This is a genomic window from Nonomuraea sp. NPDC050383 (genome assembly GCF_044459125.1).
GTDB lineage: Bacteria > Actinomycetota > Actinomycetes > Streptosporangiales > Streptosporangiaceae > Nonomuraea.
In genome coordinates this window covers 276,765-295,793 of the sequence record NZ_JBITIP010000002.1, presented here as the reverse complement: position 1 = coordinate 295,793, position 19,029 = coordinate 276,765, and the positions used below count along the sequence as shown (strand labels likewise).

At 73.5% G+C, this 19,029-nt stretch carries 14 protein-coding genes; 8 read left to right on the top strand and 6 right to left on the bottom strand.

Going from position 1 to position 19,029, the window contains the following annotated elements:
• Nucleotides 1–18 precede the first annotated feature (18 nt).
• The 3 genes from ACIBG4_RS06115 (at nt 19) to ACIBG4_RS06105 (ending at nt 5,842) form a co-directional block, all read left to right on the top strand.
• On the top strand, nt 19–2,562 hold the full coding sequence (locus tag ACIBG4_RS06115; RefSeq protein WP_397200902.1) for an alpha/beta fold hydrolase: 2,544 nt from the start codon (nt 19–21) through the stop codon (nt 2,560–2,562).
• Complete coding sequence (locus ACIBG4_RS06110; RefSeq protein WP_397200901.1) at nt 2,559–3,443, top strand: ABC transporter permease; 885 nt, start codon at nt 2,559–2,561, stop codon at nt 3,441–3,443. Before ACIBG4_RS06115 ends, ACIBG4_RS06110 begins: the two co-directional genes overlap by 4 nt.
• A gap of 281 nt (nt 3,444–3,724) precedes the next feature.
• Nucleotides 3,725–5,842 (top strand): ATP-binding protein, encoded by a 2,118-nt coding sequence (locus ACIBG4_RS06105; RefSeq protein WP_397200900.1) that lies wholly within the window; start codon nt 3,725–3,727, stop codon nt 5,840–5,842.
• A 38-nt stretch (nt 5,843–5,880) separates the two neighbouring features.
• Here ACIBG4_RS06105 and ACIBG4_RS06100 read toward each other — a convergent pair whose 3' ends face one another.
• Both ACIBG4_RS06100 and ACIBG4_RS06095 read right to left on the bottom strand, forming a co-directional pair.
• Complete coding sequence (locus ACIBG4_RS06100) at nt 5,881–6,801, bottom strand: hypothetical protein (RefSeq protein WP_397200899.1); 921 nt, start codon at nt 6,799–6,801, stop codon at nt 5,881–5,883.
• A 185-nt stretch (nt 6,802–6,986) separates the two neighbouring features.
• A complete protein-coding gene (locus ACIBG4_RS06095) occupies nt 6,987–7,358 on the bottom strand; it encodes an ankyrin repeat domain-containing protein (RefSeq protein ID WP_310710882.1) in 372 nt (123 codons plus the stop codon).
• A 95-nt stretch (nt 7,359–7,453) separates the two neighbouring features.
• On the opposite strand from ACIBG4_RS06095, the gene ACIBG4_RS06090 reads away from it, so the two are divergent.
• The gene (locus ACIBG4_RS06090) at nt 7,454–8,356 is read left to right on the top strand and encodes a PAC2 family protein (RefSeq protein ID WP_310710881.1); all 903 of its coding nucleotides are present in this window, start codon (nt 7,454–7,456) and stop codon (nt 8,354–8,356) included.
• Nucleotides 8,357–8,407: 51 nt separating this feature from the next.
• Entirely contained in the window at nt 8,408–9,448 is a 1,041-nt protein-coding gene (locus ACIBG4_RS06085) for a Gfo/Idh/MocA family oxidoreductase (protein WP_310710880.1), read from the top strand.
• A gap of 44 nt (nt 9,449–9,492) precedes the next feature.
• Here ACIBG4_RS06085 and ACIBG4_RS06080 read toward each other — a convergent pair whose 3' ends face one another.
• Nucleotides 9,493–10,284, bottom strand: a complete 792-nt coding sequence (locus ACIBG4_RS06080; protein ID WP_310710879.1) for a tyrosine-protein phosphatase — start codon at nt 10,282–10,284, stop codon at nt 9,493–9,495.
• A gap of 64 nt (nt 10,285–10,348) precedes the next feature.
• On the opposite strand from ACIBG4_RS06080, the gene ACIBG4_RS06075 reads away from it, so the two are divergent.
• Complete coding sequence (locus ACIBG4_RS06075; protein ID WP_397200898.1) at nt 10,349–11,233, top strand: hypothetical protein; 885 nt, start codon at nt 10,349–10,351, stop codon at nt 11,231–11,233.
• Between the two features lie 32 nt (nt 11,234–11,265).
• On the opposite strand, the gene ACIBG4_RS06070 is transcribed toward ACIBG4_RS06075, so the two are convergent.
• Together ACIBG4_RS06070 and ACIBG4_RS06065 are read right to left on the bottom strand one after the other, a co-directional pair.
• Nucleotides 11,266–13,791 carry an ATP-binding protein gene (locus ACIBG4_RS06070; protein WP_397200897.1) on the bottom strand — a complete coding sequence of 842 codons (2,526 nt, stop codon included), beginning with the start codon at nt 13,789–13,791 and terminating at the stop codon, nt 11,266–11,268.
• A 171-nt stretch (nt 13,792–13,962) separates the two neighbouring features.
• The gene (locus ACIBG4_RS06065) at nt 13,963–16,065 is read right to left on the bottom strand and encodes a M6 family metalloprotease domain-containing protein (protein WP_397200895.1); all 2,103 of its coding nucleotides are present in this window, start codon (nt 16,063–16,065) and stop codon (nt 13,963–13,965) included.
• A gap of 100 nt (nt 16,066–16,165) precedes the next feature.
• Between ACIBG4_RS06065 and ACIBG4_RS06060 the strand changes: the two genes are divergently transcribed.
• Nucleotides 16,166–17,428, top strand: coding sequence for a PucR family transcriptional regulator (locus ACIBG4_RS06060; RefSeq protein ID WP_397200894.1), 1,263 nt, complete (start codon nt 16,166–16,168; stop codon nt 17,426–17,428).
• Between the two features lie 59 nt (nt 17,429–17,487).
• Nucleotides 17,488–18,513, top strand: coding sequence for a hypothetical protein (locus ACIBG4_RS06055; RefSeq protein WP_397200893.1), 1,026 nt, complete (start codon nt 17,488–17,490; stop codon nt 18,511–18,513).
• Between the two features lie 62 nt (nt 18,514–18,575).
• Here the strand turns inward: ACIBG4_RS06055 and ACIBG4_RS06050 are convergent, their stop codons facing one another.
• A complete protein-coding gene (locus ACIBG4_RS06050) occupies nt 18,576–18,995 on the bottom strand; it encodes a MarR family winged helix-turn-helix transcriptional regulator (protein WP_397200892.1) in 420 nt (139 codons plus the stop codon).
• Nucleotides 18,996–19,029 lie beyond the last annotated feature (34 nt).

Genomic DNA, 19,029 nt, shown 5'->3' with positions numbered 1-19,029 from the left:
GAAAGTAGGCTCTCGCTCATGAAACGTGCGGTCGCCCTCCTCGTGGCGCTCATCCTGGCCGGAGTGGGGGCGTGGCTGGCGTGGCCGTCGGCGCCCGACGCGCGCGACAGCGAGCAGCGGATAGCCGTCCTCGACGGCCCTTCGGGCGACCAGCGCGTGGAGCTCGACACGACCTTCTACGCCCCGGCCGGCGGGGGGAAGGCCCCCGCCGTGCTGCTCGCCCACGGCTTCGGCGGCAGCAAGGACGGCATGCGCGACCAGGCCGCGCGGCTGGCCCGCGACGGCTACGCCGTGCTCACCTGGTCGGCGCGCGGCTTCGGCCGCTCCACCGGGCAGATCGCGCTCAACTCCCCCGACTACGAGGTCAAGGACGTCAAGCAGCTCGTCGACTGGCTGGCCAAGCGGCCGGAGGTGCGGCTCGACGGGCCGGGCGACCCGCGGGTGGGCATCGCCGGCGGCTCGTACGGCGGGTCCATCGCGTTGATGACGGCCGCCTACGACACCCGCGTCGACGCGATCGTCCCGCAGATCACCTGGGCCGACCTGGCCGACGCGCTGTTCCCCGACGCCACCGGCAAGGGGCCGGAGAACGGCGTGTTCAAGCGCATGTGGGCGGGTTTCTTCTTCGGCCGGGGCGGCGGCGAGATCCAGGGCCTGGGCGCGCTGAGCCGGCCCAGCGCCCGGCCGCTGACGGCCGAGGAGGCGCGCTGCGGCCGCTTCACGCCCGAGATCTGCGGCGTCTACCAGCAGGTCGCCCAGACCGGACGGGCCACGCCCGAGGCGATCGCCGTGCTGCGCGCCTCCAGCCCCGTCACCGTGGCCGGCCGCATCAAGGCGCCGACGCTGCTCCTGCAGGGCCAGCGTGACTCGCTGTTCCCGCTCGGGCAGGCCGACGCCAACGCCAGGGCCATCGCCGCCGCCGGCACGCCGGTGAGCGTCGCCTGGTTCGACGGGGGCCACGACGGCGGCAACGGCGAGGAGGACTGGCTGTACGAGCAGACGGCCGCCTGGTTCGGCCGCCACCTCAAGGAGGACGGCTCCCCCGTCGCGCAGCCGTTCACGGTGACCCGCGACGCCGGGCGCGACCCGGGCACCCGCCAGCGCGTCCGGCTGCACCCGGAGACCGGCGCCTACCCCGGCCTCGGCGGCACCGCGGCCACCACCGTCACGCTGACCGGCCCCGACCAGAACATCGTCAACCCGCCCGGCGGCGCGCCCGCCGCGATCTCCACGGTGCCGGGCGTCAACGGCCTGCTGGGCGGCGGCCAGACCAACGTGAGCGTGTCGCTCGACATGCCGGGCCAGAGCGCCTCCTTCGACTCCGCGCCGCTCACCGCGCCGCTCCAGCTCACCGGCAGCCCGTCCGTACGGCTCAAGGTGTCGGGCAGGGGGCAGGTGACGCTGTTCGCCAAGCTCCTCGACGTGGCCGACGGCGTCCAGCCGCCCACGCTGCCCGCCGGGCTGGTCGCGCCGTTCCGGGTGACGATCCCGGAGGGCGCGACCAGCGCCGAGGCGACGGTCGCGCTGCCGGCCGTCGATCATCTCTTCGCCGCCGGGCACCGGCTGCGGCTGACGGTGGCGACCACCGACATGGGCTACGCCACGCCGGCCGAGGCGGCCTCGTACCAGGTGGGGCTGGCCGCGCCCGCCCTGGCCGTGCCGACGGTCGCCGCGCTGGAGACGCCCGCGACCGGCGTCGCCTGGTGGGTGTGGGCCATGCCGCTGGCCGGTGTCGTCGTGGCCGTGGTCCTGCTGGCGACGGGCCACGCCCGCCGCAGGTCCGCGCCGCGGGCCGCCTCCGTCACCGGGTCCGCGTCCGGCGCGGACGTGCCGCTGGAGATCAGCGGGCTCACCAAGGCGTACCGCAACGGCGAGAAGGCCGTGGACGGGCTGTCGTTCCGGGTGGAGAGCGGCCAGGTGCTCGGCCTGCTCGGCCCCAACGGCGCGGGCAAGACCACCACGATGCGGATGATGATGGGCCTCATCCGGCCCGACGGCGGCGAGATCCGCATCTTCGGCGACCCGGTCACGCCGGGCGCGCCGGTGCTGTCGCGGCTGGGCTCGTTCGTGGAGGGGCCCGGATTCCTGCCCCACCTGTCCGGGCGGGACAACCTGGAGCTCTACTGGGCGGCGACCGGCCGGCCCGTCGCCGACGCGCACTTCGAGGAGGCGCTGGAGATCGCGGGCCTGGGCAAGGCGCTGGAGCGGGCCGTGCGCACGTACTCGCAGGGCATGCGGCAGCGGCTGGCCATCGCCCAGGCGATGCTCGGCCTGCCCGACCTGCTCGTGCTCGACGAGCCCACCAACGGGCTCGACCCGCCCCAGATCCGGGAGATGCGCGAGGTGCTCAAGCGCTACGCCCGCGACGGCCGCACGGTCATCGTCTCCAGCCACCTGCTGGCGGAGGTGGAGCAGACCTGCAGCCACGTCGTGGTCATGCACCGGGGCCGCCTGGTGTCGGCCGGGCCGGTGTCCGTGCTCCTGGAGGGAGCGGTGCGGACCAACGGTCACGGCCCCCGCCTCGAAGACGTGTTCCTCGACCTCATCGGAGAGAAGTCGTGACCGCCTCCCCCAGCCAGGCCGGCGGTCACACGCCGTCCCACGCCCCCGGCTACGCGCCCCGCCGCACCCTGCCGCTGCGCGTCGAGATCGTCCGGCAGTTCAAGCGCCGGCGGACGCTGGCCATGTTCGCGCTGCTGCTGGCGCTGCCGTGGGTCCTCGTCCTGGCCTTCCAGCTCGGCCCCCAGGGAGGTGGCCAGCAGCAGGCGACGCTGCGCATCTCCGACCTGGCGACCGCCGGCGGGCTGAACTTCGCGGCGTTCGTGCTGTCGGTGTCGGCCAACTTCCTGCTCGTGGTGGCGGTCGCGCTGTTCTGCGGCGACACGGTGTCCAGCGAGGCGAGCTGGTCGTCGCTGCGCTACCTGCTGGCCGCGCCGGTGCCGCGCGACCGGCTGCTGCGGCAGAAACTGATCGTGGCGCTCGGCTACTCGGCCACGGCCGTCGTGTGCCTGCCGCTGATGGCGCTGCTCGCGGGCACGCTCGCGTTCGGCTGGCACGACATCCAGGTGCCCGGCACGGGTGAGACGATCGCCGCCCTCGACGTGCTGCCGCGCTTCGGCATCGTCATCGCGTACGCGCTCGTCAGCCAGCTCGTGGTGGCGGCGCTGGCCTTCCTGATCTCGACGGTCACCGACTCGCCGCTCGGCGCGGTGGGCGGGGCCGTGGGGCTGTGGATCGTCAGCACCATCCTGCAGGCCGTGGAGGCGCTGGGGCCGGTGCGGGAGTTCCTGCCGACGTTCTGGAACACCGCGTGGCTGGACGCGCTGGCGCCCGAGCCCGATCTGAGCGGCATGGTGAGGGGCGCGTCGGTATCGGTCACCTACGCGGCGGTCCTCGTCGCGGTGGCCTTCCGCCGCTTCCGCCACAAGGACGTGGTCAGCTGACGGGCCCGCTCATCTGAATCTCTCGTCCCGCCCTGTCGTCCGGCGCGGGAGGGTCAGGCCCAGTGCGGGGGCTTGTTGTCGAGGTAGAAGGCGTCCGGGTCCTCGTCGCGCTCGTCGCCCCAGCCGCGGTCGGTGTCGTCGGACGTCTGCTCCGGGAGAAGTTCACTCACGGCATCCATGCTATCGAGACGTACAAACCTGACCCACAAGGCCGCCCGAGCGGCCGGACATCCGCGGGCGGCGAGGGTACGATGCCAGGGCAGGTTGTCGCCTACCCCCACGTGAGGCTGCCCATGGCCACCCCGACCGGCTGGCGGCGAGAGGGCAATCTGCCGGCGGAGCTCACGAGCTTCGTGGGGCGCACCCGCCTTCTCGCCAACCTCAAGCGGCATCTCGGCGAGTCGCGGCTGGTCACCGTGACGGGGATCGGCGGGGTCGGCAAGTCGCGGACGGTGCTGCGGCTGGCCCACCTGGTGCGCTCCCAGTTCCAGGACGGCGTCTGGTTCGCCGACCTGGCCCGGCTGCAGGACGCGGGCATGGTCCGACACACGATCGCCTCCGCGCTGGGCATCGCCGACCAGTCGTCGCGGGCCGCCTCGGAGTCGCTGTCGGAATGGGTGGCCGACCGCGACATGCTGCTCATCATCGACACCTGCGAGCACCTCGTGCAGAGCTGCGCCGAGCTGGCCGAGGAGCTCCTGGAGAGCAATCCCCGGCTGAAGATGCTGGCCACCAGCCGCCAGTCACTGCAGCTGCCGTACGAGCACGTGGTGCCGGTGCCGCCGCTGCAGGTGCCGGGCGACGACCCGGCGGAGAGCCTGTTCACCAACGAGTCGGTGCAGCTGTTCGCGGCGCGGGCCGGGGCGGTGATGCCCGACTTCCTGCTGGACGAGCGCAACATCGGGGCGGTGGCCGAGCTGTGCCGGCGCCTGGACGGCATCCCGCTGGCCATCGAGCTGGCGGCCGTGCGCCTGCGCGCCCTGTCGGTGGAGCAGATCGTGGAGCTGCTGGCCGACCGCTTCAGCCTGCTGGCGGGCGCGAGCCGCACCGCGCTGCCGCGCCACCAGACGCTGCGTGCGGCGATCGGCTGGAGCCACGAGCTGTGCGACCCGGCGGAGCGGCTGCTGTGGGCGCGGCTGTCGGTGTTCGCCGGCGACTTCGAGCTGGACGCGGCCAGGTTCGTGTGCGCGGACGAGCGGCTGCCCGCCGCGCGGATCACCGACCTGGTGACCGGCCTGGTGGAGAAGTCGGTGCTGATGATCCGGAGCAACCACGCCGGCGTGCGCTACAAGCTGATCGACACGCTGGCCGAGTACGGCGAGGAGTGGCTGGAGAAGCTGGGCGAGCGCGAGCGGATGCGCCAGCGCCACCTGGAGTACTACCTGAGCCTGGCCCAGCGCGGCGAGGACGCCTGGTCCGGTCCCCGGCAGATCTACTGGTTCGTCCGGATGCGCCAGGAGCACGACAACGTCCGCGTCGCCCTGGAGCACGCGCTGCGGACGCCCGGCTCGTCGGTGCAGGCGCTGACGCTGCTGTCGTCGCTGTGGTTCATGTGGGTGTGCTGCGGCTTCGCCCGCGAGGGCCGCCTGTACCTGGAGCGGGCCCTGCACGCCAACCCGGGCGTGAGCAAGGAGCGCTGCAAGGCGCTGTGGGTGCTGTCGTACGTGCGCAGCGCCCAGGGCGACAGCGCGGGCGCGCTGGAGGCGGCCGAGAAGTGCAGCGCCGAGGCGGTCCGGGTGGGCGACTCCCGCGCGGTGATCCTGGCCTCCAAGATGCAGGGCACCGCCGCGCTGCTCCAGGGCGACCTGCAGAAGGCGAGCGCGCTGCTGGGCGTGGCCATCGAGTTCAACACCGACAACAAGGAGCTCAACCCGGGTCTGCTGCCCGCGATCGTCGAGCTGTCGCTGGTCCTGTCGTCGCAGGGCGAGCTGTTCGAGGCGGAGTCGCTGCTGGTCGACTGCCTGCAGGTGTGCCGTGAGCGGGGCGAGCTCTGGGTGAGCTCCTACGCGCAGTGGGCGCTGTCGATCACCCGGCTGGCGACCAGGCGGACGACCGAGGCGCTGGAGAGCTCACGCGAGGGCGTGCGGATCAAGCGCCACTTCCACGACACGCTGGGCACGCTGCTGGGGCTGGAGACCATGGCCCGGATCTTCGCCGCCGCGGAGGAGACGACGATGGCGGCGAAGCTGCTTGGCGCGCTGCACCAGAACTGGCGGACGGCCGGCCTGCCGATGCTCGGCGCCCCGTTCCTGACCAGCGACCACGAGCAGTGTGTCAAGGAGTGCCAGAAGGCCATGGGCGAGGCCGCCTACCGCGCCGCCTTCGACGAGGGCTCGCGGCTCGACCTCGACGAGGTGTCCGCGCTCGCGCTGGGTGAGCTGGACGGCCTCGACGCCTGACCCACCCCCATGGGCCCGCGCGGAGACCGCCCGTCGCGTCAGTCGGCGTGCGGCCAGCGGGTGCCCGGCGGCCAGGCGTGCACGTAACGGGCGCTGCCCAGCGAGAACGCGATGTGTCCCCGCACCCAGTTCTCCAGGCCCCGCACATACCTGCGGACGGGCTGCGACGCCCACTGCTCCAGGGCCGCCCGCCGCGCGACGAACGCGGTGATCGCCGCCTCGTGCATGCGCGCCACCTCCTCCAGCGCCTGCTGCAGGGTGAGGCCCCGATGGGTGGCCAGCACCGTGACGAGGTTGTGCCGGGCCTTGTCCCGGTCGCGCTCCTTGGCGTACGAGAGCAGGTCGTTGTCCCAGCCGATGAGGTCGCACGCGAGGTCGGACAGGGCGCGCACGTCCGGGTGGTGCCACTCCTCCGCTTCCAGCCGGTAGCCGCCGCCCACGTCGATGAGCGCGAAGCAGGTGAAGGTGGCTCCGGTGATGCGGCGCATCAGGATGTAGTCGTCCGGGGCGGGGATCAGGTCGACCTCGCGGTTGGCCGCCTCCCAGATCTGGGCGAACAGGTACTCCTTCACCGTGATGCGCCACCGGTCCACCTGCGCCGGTGTGGCGTACTCGGAGATGCGGTGCAGGAGCTCGTCGAGGGCGACCCCGAACGGGTCGGCGGGGTCGGGCTTCCTGCGGCAATCGACGATCTCCAGCATCGGCGGCAGGGCCCGGGCCAGCGCCGAGGCCCGGGACCCCATCAACTCCCCCTCGCAGAAGGCGTCGTCGAACGCGAACAGCCAGTTGTACCAGTCGTTGATCAGCCGGAGGCTGTCGCGCGGGACGGCCGGGTTGGTCCGCGCGGCCAGCAGGCCGATCTGGGAGCGCCGGAAGTGCTCGATCGTGTCGGCGCCGGCGAGCATGCCGGAGGCGGCCAGCCAGGCGTGGCTCTCCGCGTCGACCTCCGTGGCGTGCACGTTGATCTCGTTGGGGAACGGGCATGGCAGCGGGGGGATGCGAAGGGGTCGCCTCGTGAACGGATTCGCAGAAGTAGCCACGCCTACAGCATGACGAGGGACAGCACGAAAGGCCACAGTAGATTACTTCAATGCCATTTCAGCGCATTTTCCCCCATTTGTCGCTATTTGCCCATTTGACGAAATTAGTCGAGAAATTGATCGTCTGCGAGCATGCGGGCCGTGTCCTCCGCGGACGGGCGCCCGGCCCTGGGGTCCGCTCCCGCGTCGAGCAGCGCCCTGACCACGGCCGACTCCTTCTTGGACACGGCGCTCGCCAGCGGCGTCCGGCCACGCTCGTCGGTTCGGTCCGGATCGGCGCCGTGCCCGGCGAGCATGCGCACGGTCTCGGCGTGAGCGTGACAGGCCGCCAGCATCAGCAAGGTGTCACCTTTGCCGTTGGTGAGGTCGGCGGGCACCCCGGCTTCCACATAGGCGCGCAGGGCTTCCGTCTCACCCCTCCTGGCCAGGTCGAACAGCTTGGCCGTGAGCTCGTCCAGCTCCGGATCCCCGTCCATGTGTCCCATTCTGCCTCGATAGGGTGCCGTGGACGGAATCGTTCCGGCTCGCCGTGGGTTTCAGGAGAGAGTAGCTAGGGAAAGGCTGTCCAAACGTGTTCGACCCGACGGATCTCTACAAGCTGGCCGACGACGTGCCGGAGCCGGCCGATCCGGTGCTGCTCTACCACTTCGAGGGCTTCGTGGACGCCGGCGGCGCCGGGCGGCTCGCGCTGGCGCACGTGCTCGCCGAGCTGGATCACCAGGTGGTGGCCCGGTTCGACGTCGACCGCCTGCTCGACTACCGCTCCCGCCGGCCCGTCATGACGTTCGACACCGACCGGTGGGTGTCCTGCGAGACCCCCGAGCTGGCCCTGTACGCGGTGAAGGACTCCACCGGCGTGCCGTTCCTGGTGATGACCGGGCCCGAGCCGGACCGCGAGTGGGAGCTGTTCACCCGGGCCGTGGGCACGCTGGCCGAGCGGCTGGGCGTCAGCAGGTTGATCACCGTCCACGGCATCCCGATGGCCGTGCCGCACACCCGTCCCCTCGGCATCACCCCGCACGCCAGCCGTCCGGAGCTGCTCAACGCCGATCAGACCAGCTCGTTCGGCCGGGTGCAGGTGCCGGGCAGCGCCGCCGCGCTCATCGAGTACCGCCTGGGCGCCGAGGGCCGCGACGCGCTCGGGTACGCGGTCCACGTGCCGCACTACCTGGCGCAGGCGGAGTACCCCCAGGCCGCCGTGACGGCGCTGGAGGCGGTCACCCGGAGCACCGGGCTGGTGTTCCCCATGGACGCGCTGCGCGAGGCGGCGCGGCGCACCACGACCGAGATCGAGGAGCAGATCCAGGCGTCGACCGAGCTGTCGACCGCCATCGCCGGGCTGGAGCAGCAGTACGACGCGTTCGCCGGCGGCGCGGACCGGGAGAACCTCATCGCCGAGGCGGCGCAGATGCCCACCGGCGACGAGCTGGCCGCCCAGTTCGAGCGCTTCCTGGCCGAGCGCGACGACGAGTAGGCGGCGGGCGGAGGGACAGGGGGGCCGGCCGGCACCGGTTAGGCTGGCTCGATGAGCGACATCCGGGTCGGCCTGGTCGGATACGGCACGGCGGGCGCGTACTTCCACGCGCCGCTGATCCACGCCGCCGAGGGCCTGACGTTGTCGGCGGTGGTGACCCGCGACGCCGATCGCGCCGCCGACGTCTCCGCCCGCTACGGCGCGACGGCCGTGCCCGGCACCGACCGGCTCTGGGAGCTGTGCGACCTCGTCGTCGTCGCCTCGCCCAACCGCACCCACGTGCCGCTCGCCACCGAGGCGCTCACGCGCGGCAAGCCGGTCGTCGTGGACAAGCCGCTCGCGCGCACCGCCGCCGAGGCCCGGGAGCTCGCCGAGCTGGCCGCCCGGCGCGGCCTCATGCTCACCGTGTTCCAGAACCGCCGCTGGGACGGCGACTACCTCACCGTGCGGGAGCTGGTGAAGGGCGGCGCGCTGGGCGAGGTCCACCGGTTCGAGTCGCGCTTCGAGCGCTGGCGGCCGCGGCCCAAGGGCGGCTGGCGCGAGACGGGCGGCGAGGAGGAGATCGGCGGCCTGCTCTACGACCTCGGCAGCCACCTCGTCGACCAGGCCGTCCAGCTCCTCGGCCCGGTGCGCGAGGTCTACGCCGAGAGCGACGTGCGGCGCGCGGGCGTCTCCGGCGACGACGACACCTTCCTGGCCCTCACCCATGCCGGCGGCGCCCGGTCCCACCTGTGGGCGAGCGCGCTGGCCGCCCGGCCCGGCCCCCGGTTCCGGGTGCTCGGCTCGCTGGCCGCGTACGTGAAGGACGGCCTGGACGTGCAGGAGGAGCGGCTGCGAGCCGGGCTGGCGCCGGGCTCGGCGGGGTTCGGCGAGGAGCCCGAGGAGCGCTGGGGCACGCTCGGCACCGACGAGCGGCAGGGCCTGGTGCCCACGCTGCCCGGCGCCTACCTCGACTTCTACCGGGGCGTGGCCGCCTGCCTGCGCGACGGGGCGCCGCCGCCGGTCACGCCGGAGAGCGTGACCGAGGCGCTGGCCGTCCTTGAGGCGGCCCGCCGCTCGGCGGCCGAGCGCACGGTCGTCACCCTCGCCTGAGGAAGCCGCCAGGAGAAGTCCCGAAAGTCCTGGAAGCGGCCCGCTCAGTCGCGCAGGCGGGCCCGCATGGCCCCGGTGTCCTCGTCCGTCCAGCCGTGCGCCGCCAGCCACCCCATCGGCCCGCCGAAGCGCTCGTCCAGCACCGCCAGGAACTGCTGGATGTAGCGGGGCCTCGGCATGTGGTCGTCGGCCGGCCGCGAGTCGAGGTCGTCGCGGTACGTGGCGCTGGAGCGCAGCCGCCGCAGCACCGCGTCCAGGCGCTCTCCCGTCGCCGCGTAGTCCTCCACGATCGCCTGCCGGGTGACGCCCGCCGTCTCCAGGGCCAGCGCCGACAGCACGCCGGTGCGGTCCTTGCCGGCCGCGCAGTGCACCACGGCCGCGCCGTCGTCCAGCGTCATGGCCCGCAGCGCGGCCACCACCGAGTCGGGCCGGTCGCGCAGATAACCGTAGTAGAACCCGGTCATCCGCAGGTCCTCGTCGAGCTGGCGCTCCTGCCAGGGCAGCACCTTGTCGGCGTCGATGGTGTCCGCCTCGACGTCCGTGTGCCTGCCGCCCTCGGTGAACAGCGTCAGGTGGTGGTGCGTCACCTCGGGCATCCGGGCCAGCGGGCCGGGGCCCTCCAGGGTGACCTCGGCCGTCGAGCGGAGGTCCACGACGTGGCGCAGCTTGAGCTCGCCGACCAGGTGCGACACGTCGCGGTGCGTAAGCCCCTGGAGGTTGTCCGACCGCAAGATCCGGCCGTAACGGGTGACGCCTCCGTCGACGGTGGGCAGACCGCCCAGGTCGCGGACGTTGACGGCGCCTTCCAGGTCGATCCATCTCGTCATCGCGTTCATCGCTTAGACCCTATATGTCTGCCGATCCTCAGCGGATTCGAGGTTCATAACGCAACATGAACATGTGACTCCACACGCTCTGCCTCCCCGGCTGGTGATCGATCCATCACTGCCCCGGGACGTCTGGGCCCGGCTGTGGTCGGCTCCTCACCTGCTTCGCATGGCCCGGACCGGCACGGAGCCCGCGTCCGCGCGGGGCCAGGTGGTGCTCATCCTCCTCACTGTCGTCACCCTGCTGGCCGTCCTGGTCGTCAGGCTGCCCGGAGGGCCGATCGTGGCGGCGGTCGCCGCGGCCGGCCTCGGCACGATCGCGCTCACCCGCGAGCTCAGCGTGGCGGCGGACCGGCGCGACCTGCGCCGGCGGGTGCGGCTGGCCCGCCAGTACGCCGCCCACTACGTGCTGCCGGAGGACCTCGACTACCCGTGCCAGCGGCTGCTGCGCCGCGCGCAGGACGCCGTGGACGCCGTCCTGTGCTCCGCGGTGCACCGGGCGGGACTGATCGACACCATCGACAACCAGGTGACGCTGCCCGAGGAGGTGTGGCAGATCGCCCACCGGCTGTCGCGGCTCTCGGCCATGCACGCCGAGCACCGCAAGGTCGTCCCCCGCGTCCTGCCCTCCGGTCTGGAGGACGCCTTCCGGCCGTACACGACGGCCCTCGACGCGGCGTGGACGTCGCTGTCGAAGCGGGTGCGGCACCTGGAGCAGTACGCCCGGCAGGTGAGCCGCGCCGACCAGGTGTTCCACGCGCAGCAGAGGCTGGAGACGCTGGCCGCCCGCACCCCCGACTACCAGCGCCTGATCGCCGACACCGTCCGCGACGACCTGGCGCGCCGGCACATCAGGGAGCTGGAGGAGCAGGCACGGCAGGTGCGCCGGCTGTTCGAGGAGAGCGTCCTGCAGGCGCGCCGCACCGCGGGCGAGCTCCTCAGGACCCCGCTCACCTGAGCGCCCGCCCCCGTCCCTGTCAGCCTTCCGCGTCAGCCTTCCGCGCGGCGCAGGAGCTCCAGGGTGCGGCGCATGCCGGCCTCGTTGCCGAGGCTGCGGTAGATCTCCCGCGCCTCGCGCAGCGGGCCGACCGCCGACGCCGCGCCGCCCGCGTCGAGGTGCGCCTCGCCGAGGTGACGCAGGCTGAGCGCCATCCACCACCGGTCGTCCAGCTCCTCGAACGCCTCCACGGCGCGGCGCAGCTCCCGCTCCGACTCCTCGACACGGCCCAGCCGGGCCAGCGCCCGCCCGGCGGACAGGGCGGTGCGGGCCACGCCCCACGAGTCGCCGAGCGCCGCGAGGATGTCCTCCGCGCGCCGGACGTACTCCAGCTCGCGCAGCCCGTTGGCGGGGTCGCCCACCTCGCCCGCGGCGCGCAGGCAGCGCGCCTCCTCCCACAGCTCGCCGCGCTGCCGGAACATCTCCGCGGCCCGGCTCAGGCTGTGCCCGGCCCTGGTGAACCCGTCGAGCGCGGCCCGGTGCTCGCCCTCCCTGCGCAGGCCGCGCGCCTGGGCGGCGAGCACCTCCCCGTACGCGCGCAGCGTCTGCGCCTCGGAGTACCGGTTGCCCGCCCGCTCGAACACGGCCAGCGAGTCCTCCAGCAGCTCCCTGGCCTCCTCGGGCCGCCGCTCGGCCAGCCGCAGCTCGGCCAGGTTGCGCTGGGTGCGGGCCATCCACCACTGGTCGTCCTCGGCCCGGAACGCGGCGATCGCCCCGGCCAGGTGCTCCTGGGCGCGGTCGAGGTGGCCGTCGGAGAACAGCGACATGCCGATGGCCCGCCTGGCGCGGGCCGCCCACCACGTCTCGCCTAGCTCCACGAAGAGCTCCAGCGCCCGCTCGGCGTCCACGCGGCCCGCCTCGTGGGCGCCCAGCCCGCCCTGCACGGCGGCGCGGTCCAGCAGGGAGATGCCGAGCGCGCGCCGGTCGCCGGTGCGCAGCGCGGCCTCGCAGCCCAGCTCGGCGACCGCCCGCCAGTCGGACCAGTAGGCGCGCAGCGAGTGGCACAGCGAGCAGAACGCCCGGGCCAGCCCCCAGGTCAGCTCCCACAGCTCGTGCCGCCGGGCCAGCTCGGCCAGGGCGACGAGGCTGAGCCGCTCGGCGTTCAGCCAGTCGCCGGCGTGCACCTGGCCCTCGGCGCTGGAGCGGCGGCCGGCCTTGCTCCAGTCCTGGGGCCAGCGGTCCTGGGCGGCGGCCTCGGCGCGGCGGCGGTAGCCCGACAGGACCCGCTCGACGGCGTCGCGGCGACGGCCCTCGTCCTCCTCGGCGGCCGGCTCGGCGGCGAAGACGCGGACCAGGTCGTGCAGCCGGTAGCGCATGGTGCCGGTCTGGTCGGTTCCCGAGCACTCGGCGAGCTGGGCGTCGATGAGCGCCTCCAGCTGGTCGGCGCCGTCGAGCACGGAGATGTCGAGCAGCTCGCCCGCCACCCAGCCGGGCACGTCGGGCGAGGTGAGCTCGGACAGCAGACGCAGCAGGCGGCGCTGCATGCCGGTGCAGTCGTCGTAGCTGAGCTGGACGGAGGCGCGGACGCTCTTGTCCACGGTCGGGGCGAGCTCCAGCTGGTCGAGGATGCGGCGCTCGTCGAGCAGCCGGTTCGCCATCTCGCGCAGCGTCCACTGCTCGCGGGTGGCCAGCCGGCCGCCGCAGATGCCGATGGCCAGCGGCAGACGGTCGCACAGCCGGACGATCTCCTTGGCGGCGTCCAGGTCGTCGACCACGCGGGCGCTGCCGGCCAGCCGGGCCAGCAGCTCCACCCCCTGCGCCTCGCTGAACACGCCGAGCCGCGTGTCGTGCGTGCCGTTGAGGAACAGCGGCTGGCGCGAGGTGACCAGCACCGCGCAGCCGGGCTCGGCCGGGATGAGCGGCTTGACCTGGTCGGGGCTGTGCGCGTTGTCGAGGCCGATGAGAATGCGGCGGCCCTTGGTCCAGGTGAGCCAGAGCCGCCGCAGCTCCTCCAGGCCGCCGGGGTCGGTGGTGAGCCGGACGCCGAGCGCGCGCAGGAACCCGATCAGCACCTCCTCCGGGCGCACCGGGGCGCCCACGCCGCCGCGCAGGTCGGCGTGCAGCCGCCCGTCGGGGAACCAGCCGGCGACCTCCTGGCCGAACCGGGACATGAGCGCGGACTTGCCGACGCCGCCCCTGCCGTACACGGACACGACGAGCGGCGGTGTGACGTCACTGGCGTTGCGGCGGGCGGCGAAGACGTCGCGCAGCTCGGCCAGCGCCTCGGCTCGGCCGGTGAAGTGCTCCGGTACGGGCGGCCACTGGTCGGGCGCGCGGGTGGCGGCGGCGTCGCCCTTCGGCAGCGCCCTGGGCTTGGCCTCGGTGGTGGCCCAGGTGGTCAGGCCGACGAGGAGCGCGGCGCCGGCCGTCACACCGATCTTGGCGACGGACGGGATGTCCCACTCCAGGGAGGCGGCCAAAATGCTGGCGGCGGCCGCGGCCAGGCCCGCCGCGACGGGCGCGGCCACGGGGATCCGGCGACGCCGCGGCTCCGGCTTGTCCGGCGGCTGCCCTGTCAAGGAGACCTCTCTTTCCGTGTCTTCTCGCGGAGGTCCGTGTCTTCTCGCGGAGGTCCGTGTCCTCTCGCGGAGATCTGTGTCTTCGCACGGAGGTCCGTGTCGTCTCGCGGAGGTTCGTCTTCTCGCGGAGGGAGGGGGTACGGCCGGGTGCCGGCCGTACCCCGCGACGGGTCAGAGGCCGATGACGTGGCAGGTGGCCGTGGCCGTCCTGGCCGGGTCGCTCTCCGAGGTGGCGGTGAGCGTGACGGTGGCCAGCCGGTCGCCGCCGGAGGCGCGCACCGCGTTGACGGTCACGCCGGCCTGCTTGCCGAACGCGACCGACGCCAGCTCGTTGGGCAGCTGGGCGGTCCAGCCCTTGCCCTTGACCTCGGCCTTGAGCCGGTAGACGTCGGAGCCGAGGTAGGCGCTGACGTCCTCGGGATGCTGCCCCTGCGCCGGCGCGGCCTTGCCGGTGTTGAGCAGCGGGAACGAGCACCGGGACACGTTCTTGCCGGCCGGGACCCCGGCGCCCGGCAGCACGCGGACGCCGCGCCTCTGCGGGCCGGCGCCGTCGAGCGAGCGCACCGCCACCGTGTACGACAGCACGCCCTGGCGGTCGCGCTTGACGTCGGTGACGTAGAAGTGCAGGCGGTTGGCCTGGTCGGCGAACTCGTACTCGCTGCCCGAGCCGGTGCCCGCGTGGAACAGCGCGTCGGACAGCTGCCGGTAGTCGCCCATGGTGATCGGCACCTTGGTGCCGTCGGGCAGCACGTAGTCGGTCATCCCGATGTCCTGCGGGTTGGCGTCGACCACCCAGATGAACGGCGACCGGTCCTGGTCCTTGGTCTTGGCCAGCAGCACGCCGGAGTCGGGGGTGAAGGAGTCGGTTCCCATCCGGTCGACGACCTCGACGGTGTAGTTGTCGTAGCCGCCGCCGTCGCACAGGGGGTCGGTCCTGGTGTCGCAGGCGGGGCTCTTGTCTCCGCTGCCGAACGCGATGTTCAGGCCCATGAGCCCGTCCTGGCCGGGCCGCACGGCGCGGGCCGTCACCCGGGCGGTCACGAGGCCCGACTCGGCGAGCGCGTCGCGGGACAGGCTCAGCACGTTGCGCTCGTCGACCATCTCCAGCTTGATCTTGTTGCGCAGCATGTGCTGGGCACCCATGGAGGAGCCGGACGTGGGCGGGATCAGCCAGCGGCTGTGCGGGCCGCCGGGTCCGTTGAACGTGCCGCGGCTGAGCATCTCCCAGATGCCGGAGTACGCGCGGCGCAGCGGCGTGCCGTACGGGTTGTTGTAGTTGTCGGCGACGCCCATGATGTGGCTCAGCTCGTGGGCGTAGACGGACATGCCGGAGCTCTCGGCCTGGACCGAGTCGACGCCGAAGCGGGCGTTGGGCCAGAACGTCGAGCCGGACTGCCAGGACGTCCAGTCGACGTAGCGGGTCTTGGACGCGTTGGGCAGGGCGGGGTCCGGCGGGCCCCACTCGTCGGGCACCGACTCCTTGTCCGGGAACTTCATCATCCCGAACTCCTGCCAGGTGGACGACTCGTCCTGGCCGGCGCTCAGGTAGAACACGAAGTCGAACTGCTTGACGGTCTCCTCGCCGACCGCGGCCAGCCAGGCGGCGTTGCCGTCGGCGCGCAGGTTGCGGTTGCAGGTGTCGCCGGCCGGGCAGGCGTCCGCCTGGTACTCCATGGCGTACTCGTGGTCCTTGCCGGGCATCGTGTACGGGCCGAAGCCGGTCAGCTCGACGCCGACGCGTCCTCCGGAGTCCTCCATCCAGTACTCGTGGATGGTGTGACCCTTGTTGAGGTCGTTCGGGGTGTTGAGGAAGTCCTGGTAGAACTTGGCGACCTGGTCGCGGGGGACGTCGTGGGCCTCGGCGCTCGGGTTCTGGAAGATGGTCGAGCCCTTGGGCTGGGTGACCACGAACGGCTGGTTGGGGTAGTCCAGCAGCACCAGGGCGCCCCGGAAGGTGCGCTTGGAGCCCTTGACCGCCGGGTCGTTCCAGCTCGTGCCGGGCACCTTCTTGTAGTCCGACCACGTCATGTGGTCGGGGTTCTCCCAGTTCTGCGGGTCGATCGGCGCGATGTCGGCGGTGGGCCGGGCGCGCAGCTCCTGCGTGTCGGGGCCGTCCTGCTGCCACGGCTGCGTCTGGGGCCACAGGGCCCGGCGCCAGGGGAGGTCGGGGTCGTCGGTGGGGGGCGCGGCGGAAGCGGGGGTCGCCATCAGGCTCACCGGTACGAGCACCAGGGCGGTCAGGAGACCTCGTAACAGCTTCTTCGGGGCGTTCACGGATGGGACGCTATAGGCGATGTTGACAGAGATCATCGCGCAGTTGTAGGGAAGACCTGTGGCAAGTCTTCCGACATATGTTGAAATGCCCAGGTGAGCCGTGGCGGCCCTGCAGCAGAGCGTGGACGACCTCGCCGCGCGCCTCGGACATCCCCTGCTGGTGGAGGACCGGCTGCACCGGGTGCTCGCGCACAGCGAGCAGACCGGCGCCATGGACGACGTCCGCCGCGACTCGATCCTGCGCCGCCGCGCCGCGCCTGAGGCCCGCCGGTGGCTGGCCGCCGCCGGGATCCACGACGCGCCCGGCCCGCTGCGGGTCCCCGGCGCGCCCGCCCTCGGGCTGCTGCCGCGGGTGTGCGTCCCGGTACGGCACGACGGCGGGCTGCTGGGTTTCCTGTGGTTCATCGACGCCGGGCCGGCCCTGACGGAGGCGCAGGTGGCCGAGGCCGCGGCGGCGGCTCCCGCGCTGGGCCTGACCCTGCTGCACGAGAGCCTGGCCGCGGGACTGCCCGCGCACCGGGAGCTGGAGGCGGTGGCGGGGCTGATGCTCGGGGAGCACGACGCCGCCCGCCGCCTCGTCGAGGCGGGCGCCTTCCCCCGCGCCCAGCCGGTGACGGCCCTGGTCGCCCGCCCCCTTCCACGCCCCGCCGCCGGGGGAGCGCCGTCCGGCGGGGAGACCGGGGCGATGCTGGAGCAGGGCGCCCTGACGCTGCGGCGGCGGCTGACCGGCCACCACCCGCTGCACCTGGTCCGCCACGACCACGTCGTCCTGCTGATCGCCGCCGGCGGCCCCTCCGGCGGCGGGGTCTCGGGCAGCGGGGTATCGGGCGGCGGGGTCTCGGGCGGTCCCGGCGAGTCCGGGGCGACGGCGGCGCTCGCCACGGCGGAGGAGCTGCACGCGGCCATGCCCGTCCCGGTCACCGTCGGCGTCGGACGGCCCCGGCCCGCCCTGGACGGGGCCGCCGCCTCGTACGCCGAGGCCCGGCACGCCGCCGAGGTGGCCGCCCGCGTGCCCGCCACCGGCCGGACGGCGGAGTGGACCCGGCTCGGCGTCTACCGGATGCTCACCCACCTGCCGGGCCACGACCTGCACCCCGGCCTCGAACCCCTCCTGGGCGACGACCAGCACCTCCCCCTGCTGGAGACCCTGGAGACGTACCTCGACCTGGCGGGCAGCGCGGTGGCCACGTCGCGGGCGCTTCGCCTGCACCGCACCTCCCTCTACTACCGGCTGCAGCGCGTGGAGGAGCTGGCCGGCACCGATCTGAAGGACGGCGGCGAGCGGCTGGCCCTGCATCTGAGCCTCAAGCTGGCCCGGCTGTCGGGCCGCTACCGCCCGAGGGGGCCGCATCCCGGAAGCTGATTGCGCCCCTGGCCATGGTCACGTTTAATACGAAAAGGGAAGATTTGACGGGAGCCGAGATGCCGCGTGGGAAGCGTGCCGGACCGGTCCTCGGCAGGCGCGCCCCCGTCCCGATCGTCCTCCACTCCGCTCCCCTGGTGCTGCCGATCACCACGGAGCCGATCCGCGACGGCGGCGTGGCCATCCGCGGCGACCGCGTGCTCCAGGTCGGTCAGCGGGCCGACCTGCTCGCGTACTTCCCGATCGCCGAGGAGCGCCGCTGGCCCGGCATGATCGTGGCCGGCCTGGTGGACGCCTGCTCCGGTCCCGGCGTCCCCGCTCCGGGCGTGACGGCGCGCGCCGAGATCGTCACCGCCCCCGCCGACCAGCCGGGGCTGCCGGGCCTCTCGTACATCGAGGTGGCGTGCGCGTCGGAGGAGGAGTGGGAGCGGGTCGGCCGTGACGCGGTCATCACCGCCATGAGGGAGCTCGACCGGCCGGGCGGCGTCGGCGTCGCGCCGCGCACGGCCGACCCGCAGGTGCTGGAGGACGTGGCGCTGCTGGCCCGGACGTTCGGGCTGCGCCTGCTGGCCGACCTCGGGCTCGACTCCCCCGCCGCGCTGGACGAGGCCGGCGCCCTCGGGCCGCACTGCCACGTGGCCCGCGCCCGCCCGCTGGACCCCGGCGAGCGCAAGCTGCTGCGCCTGCGCGGCACCCGGGTGACGGTCTGCCCCGCACCCGGCGAGGCGCTCGACGACGTGCCGGCGCTGCTGGACGAGGGCGACCGCATCGCGTTCGGCACGGGGCCCTCCCCGGCGGGTCCGGGCCTGCTCGAACAGGCACGCACCGTGCGGGAACGCGCCCGGGCCATCGGTGCGCGGACGCGGGGGCTCGACCGCAGGCTCGTGGAGGCGCTCACGCTGGGCGGGGCCGGGGCGCTCGGCATGGACGGCGGCGTGGGCCGGATCGGCTCGCTCGGGCCGGGCGGCCGCGCCGACTTCGCGGTGTTCGACGCGCGCGGACGCTATCCGTACTCCGCCCTCCTGACGTGCCCGCCGTGCCTGGCCACGGTCACCGGCGGACGGACTACGTCACGCCGGCCCTGAGCCGGCTCCCGGACCGGGCCGCCCCGCGCGGGCGACCCGTGACGGCGCTACCCGTGACGGCGCTACCCGAACTGGGCCTCCACCGCGCCGAGCAGCTCCCTCAGCTGGTCGCGCTGCTCCCCCGTGAGCACCGCGAACAGGTCCTGCCCCGCCTGCCTGCGGGCCTCGCGGGCGCGCTCGTACACCTCCCGGCCGGCGTCCGTGATGACCACCAGCGTCGAGCGCCGGTTGGCCGGGTCCACCTCCCTGCGCACCAGCCCCGCCTCCTCCAGCGCGTCGATGACGGGCGTCACGGAGCGCGGCACGATCCGGAGCTGGTCGGCGAGCTGCACCATGCGGAGCGGCCGGCCGGCGTCGATGAGCGCGCGCAGCGCCCGCGCCTGCCCGGGGGTCAGCCCGAGCGGCTCCAGCCGGTGGAGGTAACCATGCCGCAACCGGCGGGTGACCAGGTGCAAGAGCTCGGACAGCTCCACGTCGTCCATGGCCCAAGCTTAGAGTCGGGGAACAATTATGAGC

Bases quoted from the DNA above. Each gene is read 5' to 3' on its own strand.
- ACIBG4_RS06115 (WP_397200902.1), top strand. From the start codon at position 19: ATGAAACGTGCGGTCGCCCTCCTCGTGGCGCTCATCCTGGCCGGAGTG.
- ACIBG4_RS06050 (WP_397200892.1), bottom strand. From the start codon at position 18,995: ATGGACGACGTGGAGCTGTCCGAGCTCTTGCACCTGGTCACCCGCCGG.
- ACIBG4_RS06085 (WP_310710880.1), top strand. From the start codon at position 8,408: ATGAGCGACATCCGGGTCGGCCTGGTCGGATACGGCACGGCGGGCGCG.
- ACIBG4_RS06055 (WP_397200893.1), top strand. From the start codon at position 17,488: ATGCCGCGTGGGAAGCGTGCCGGACCGGTCCTCGGCAGGCGCGCCCCC.
- ACIBG4_RS06095 (WP_310710882.1), bottom strand. From the start codon at position 7,358: ATGGACGGGGATCCGGAGCTGGACGAGCTCACGGCCAAGCTGTTCGAC.
- ACIBG4_RS06080 (WP_310710879.1), bottom strand. From the start codon at position 10,284: ATGAACGCGATGACGAGATGGATCGACCTGGAAGGCGCCGTCAACGTC.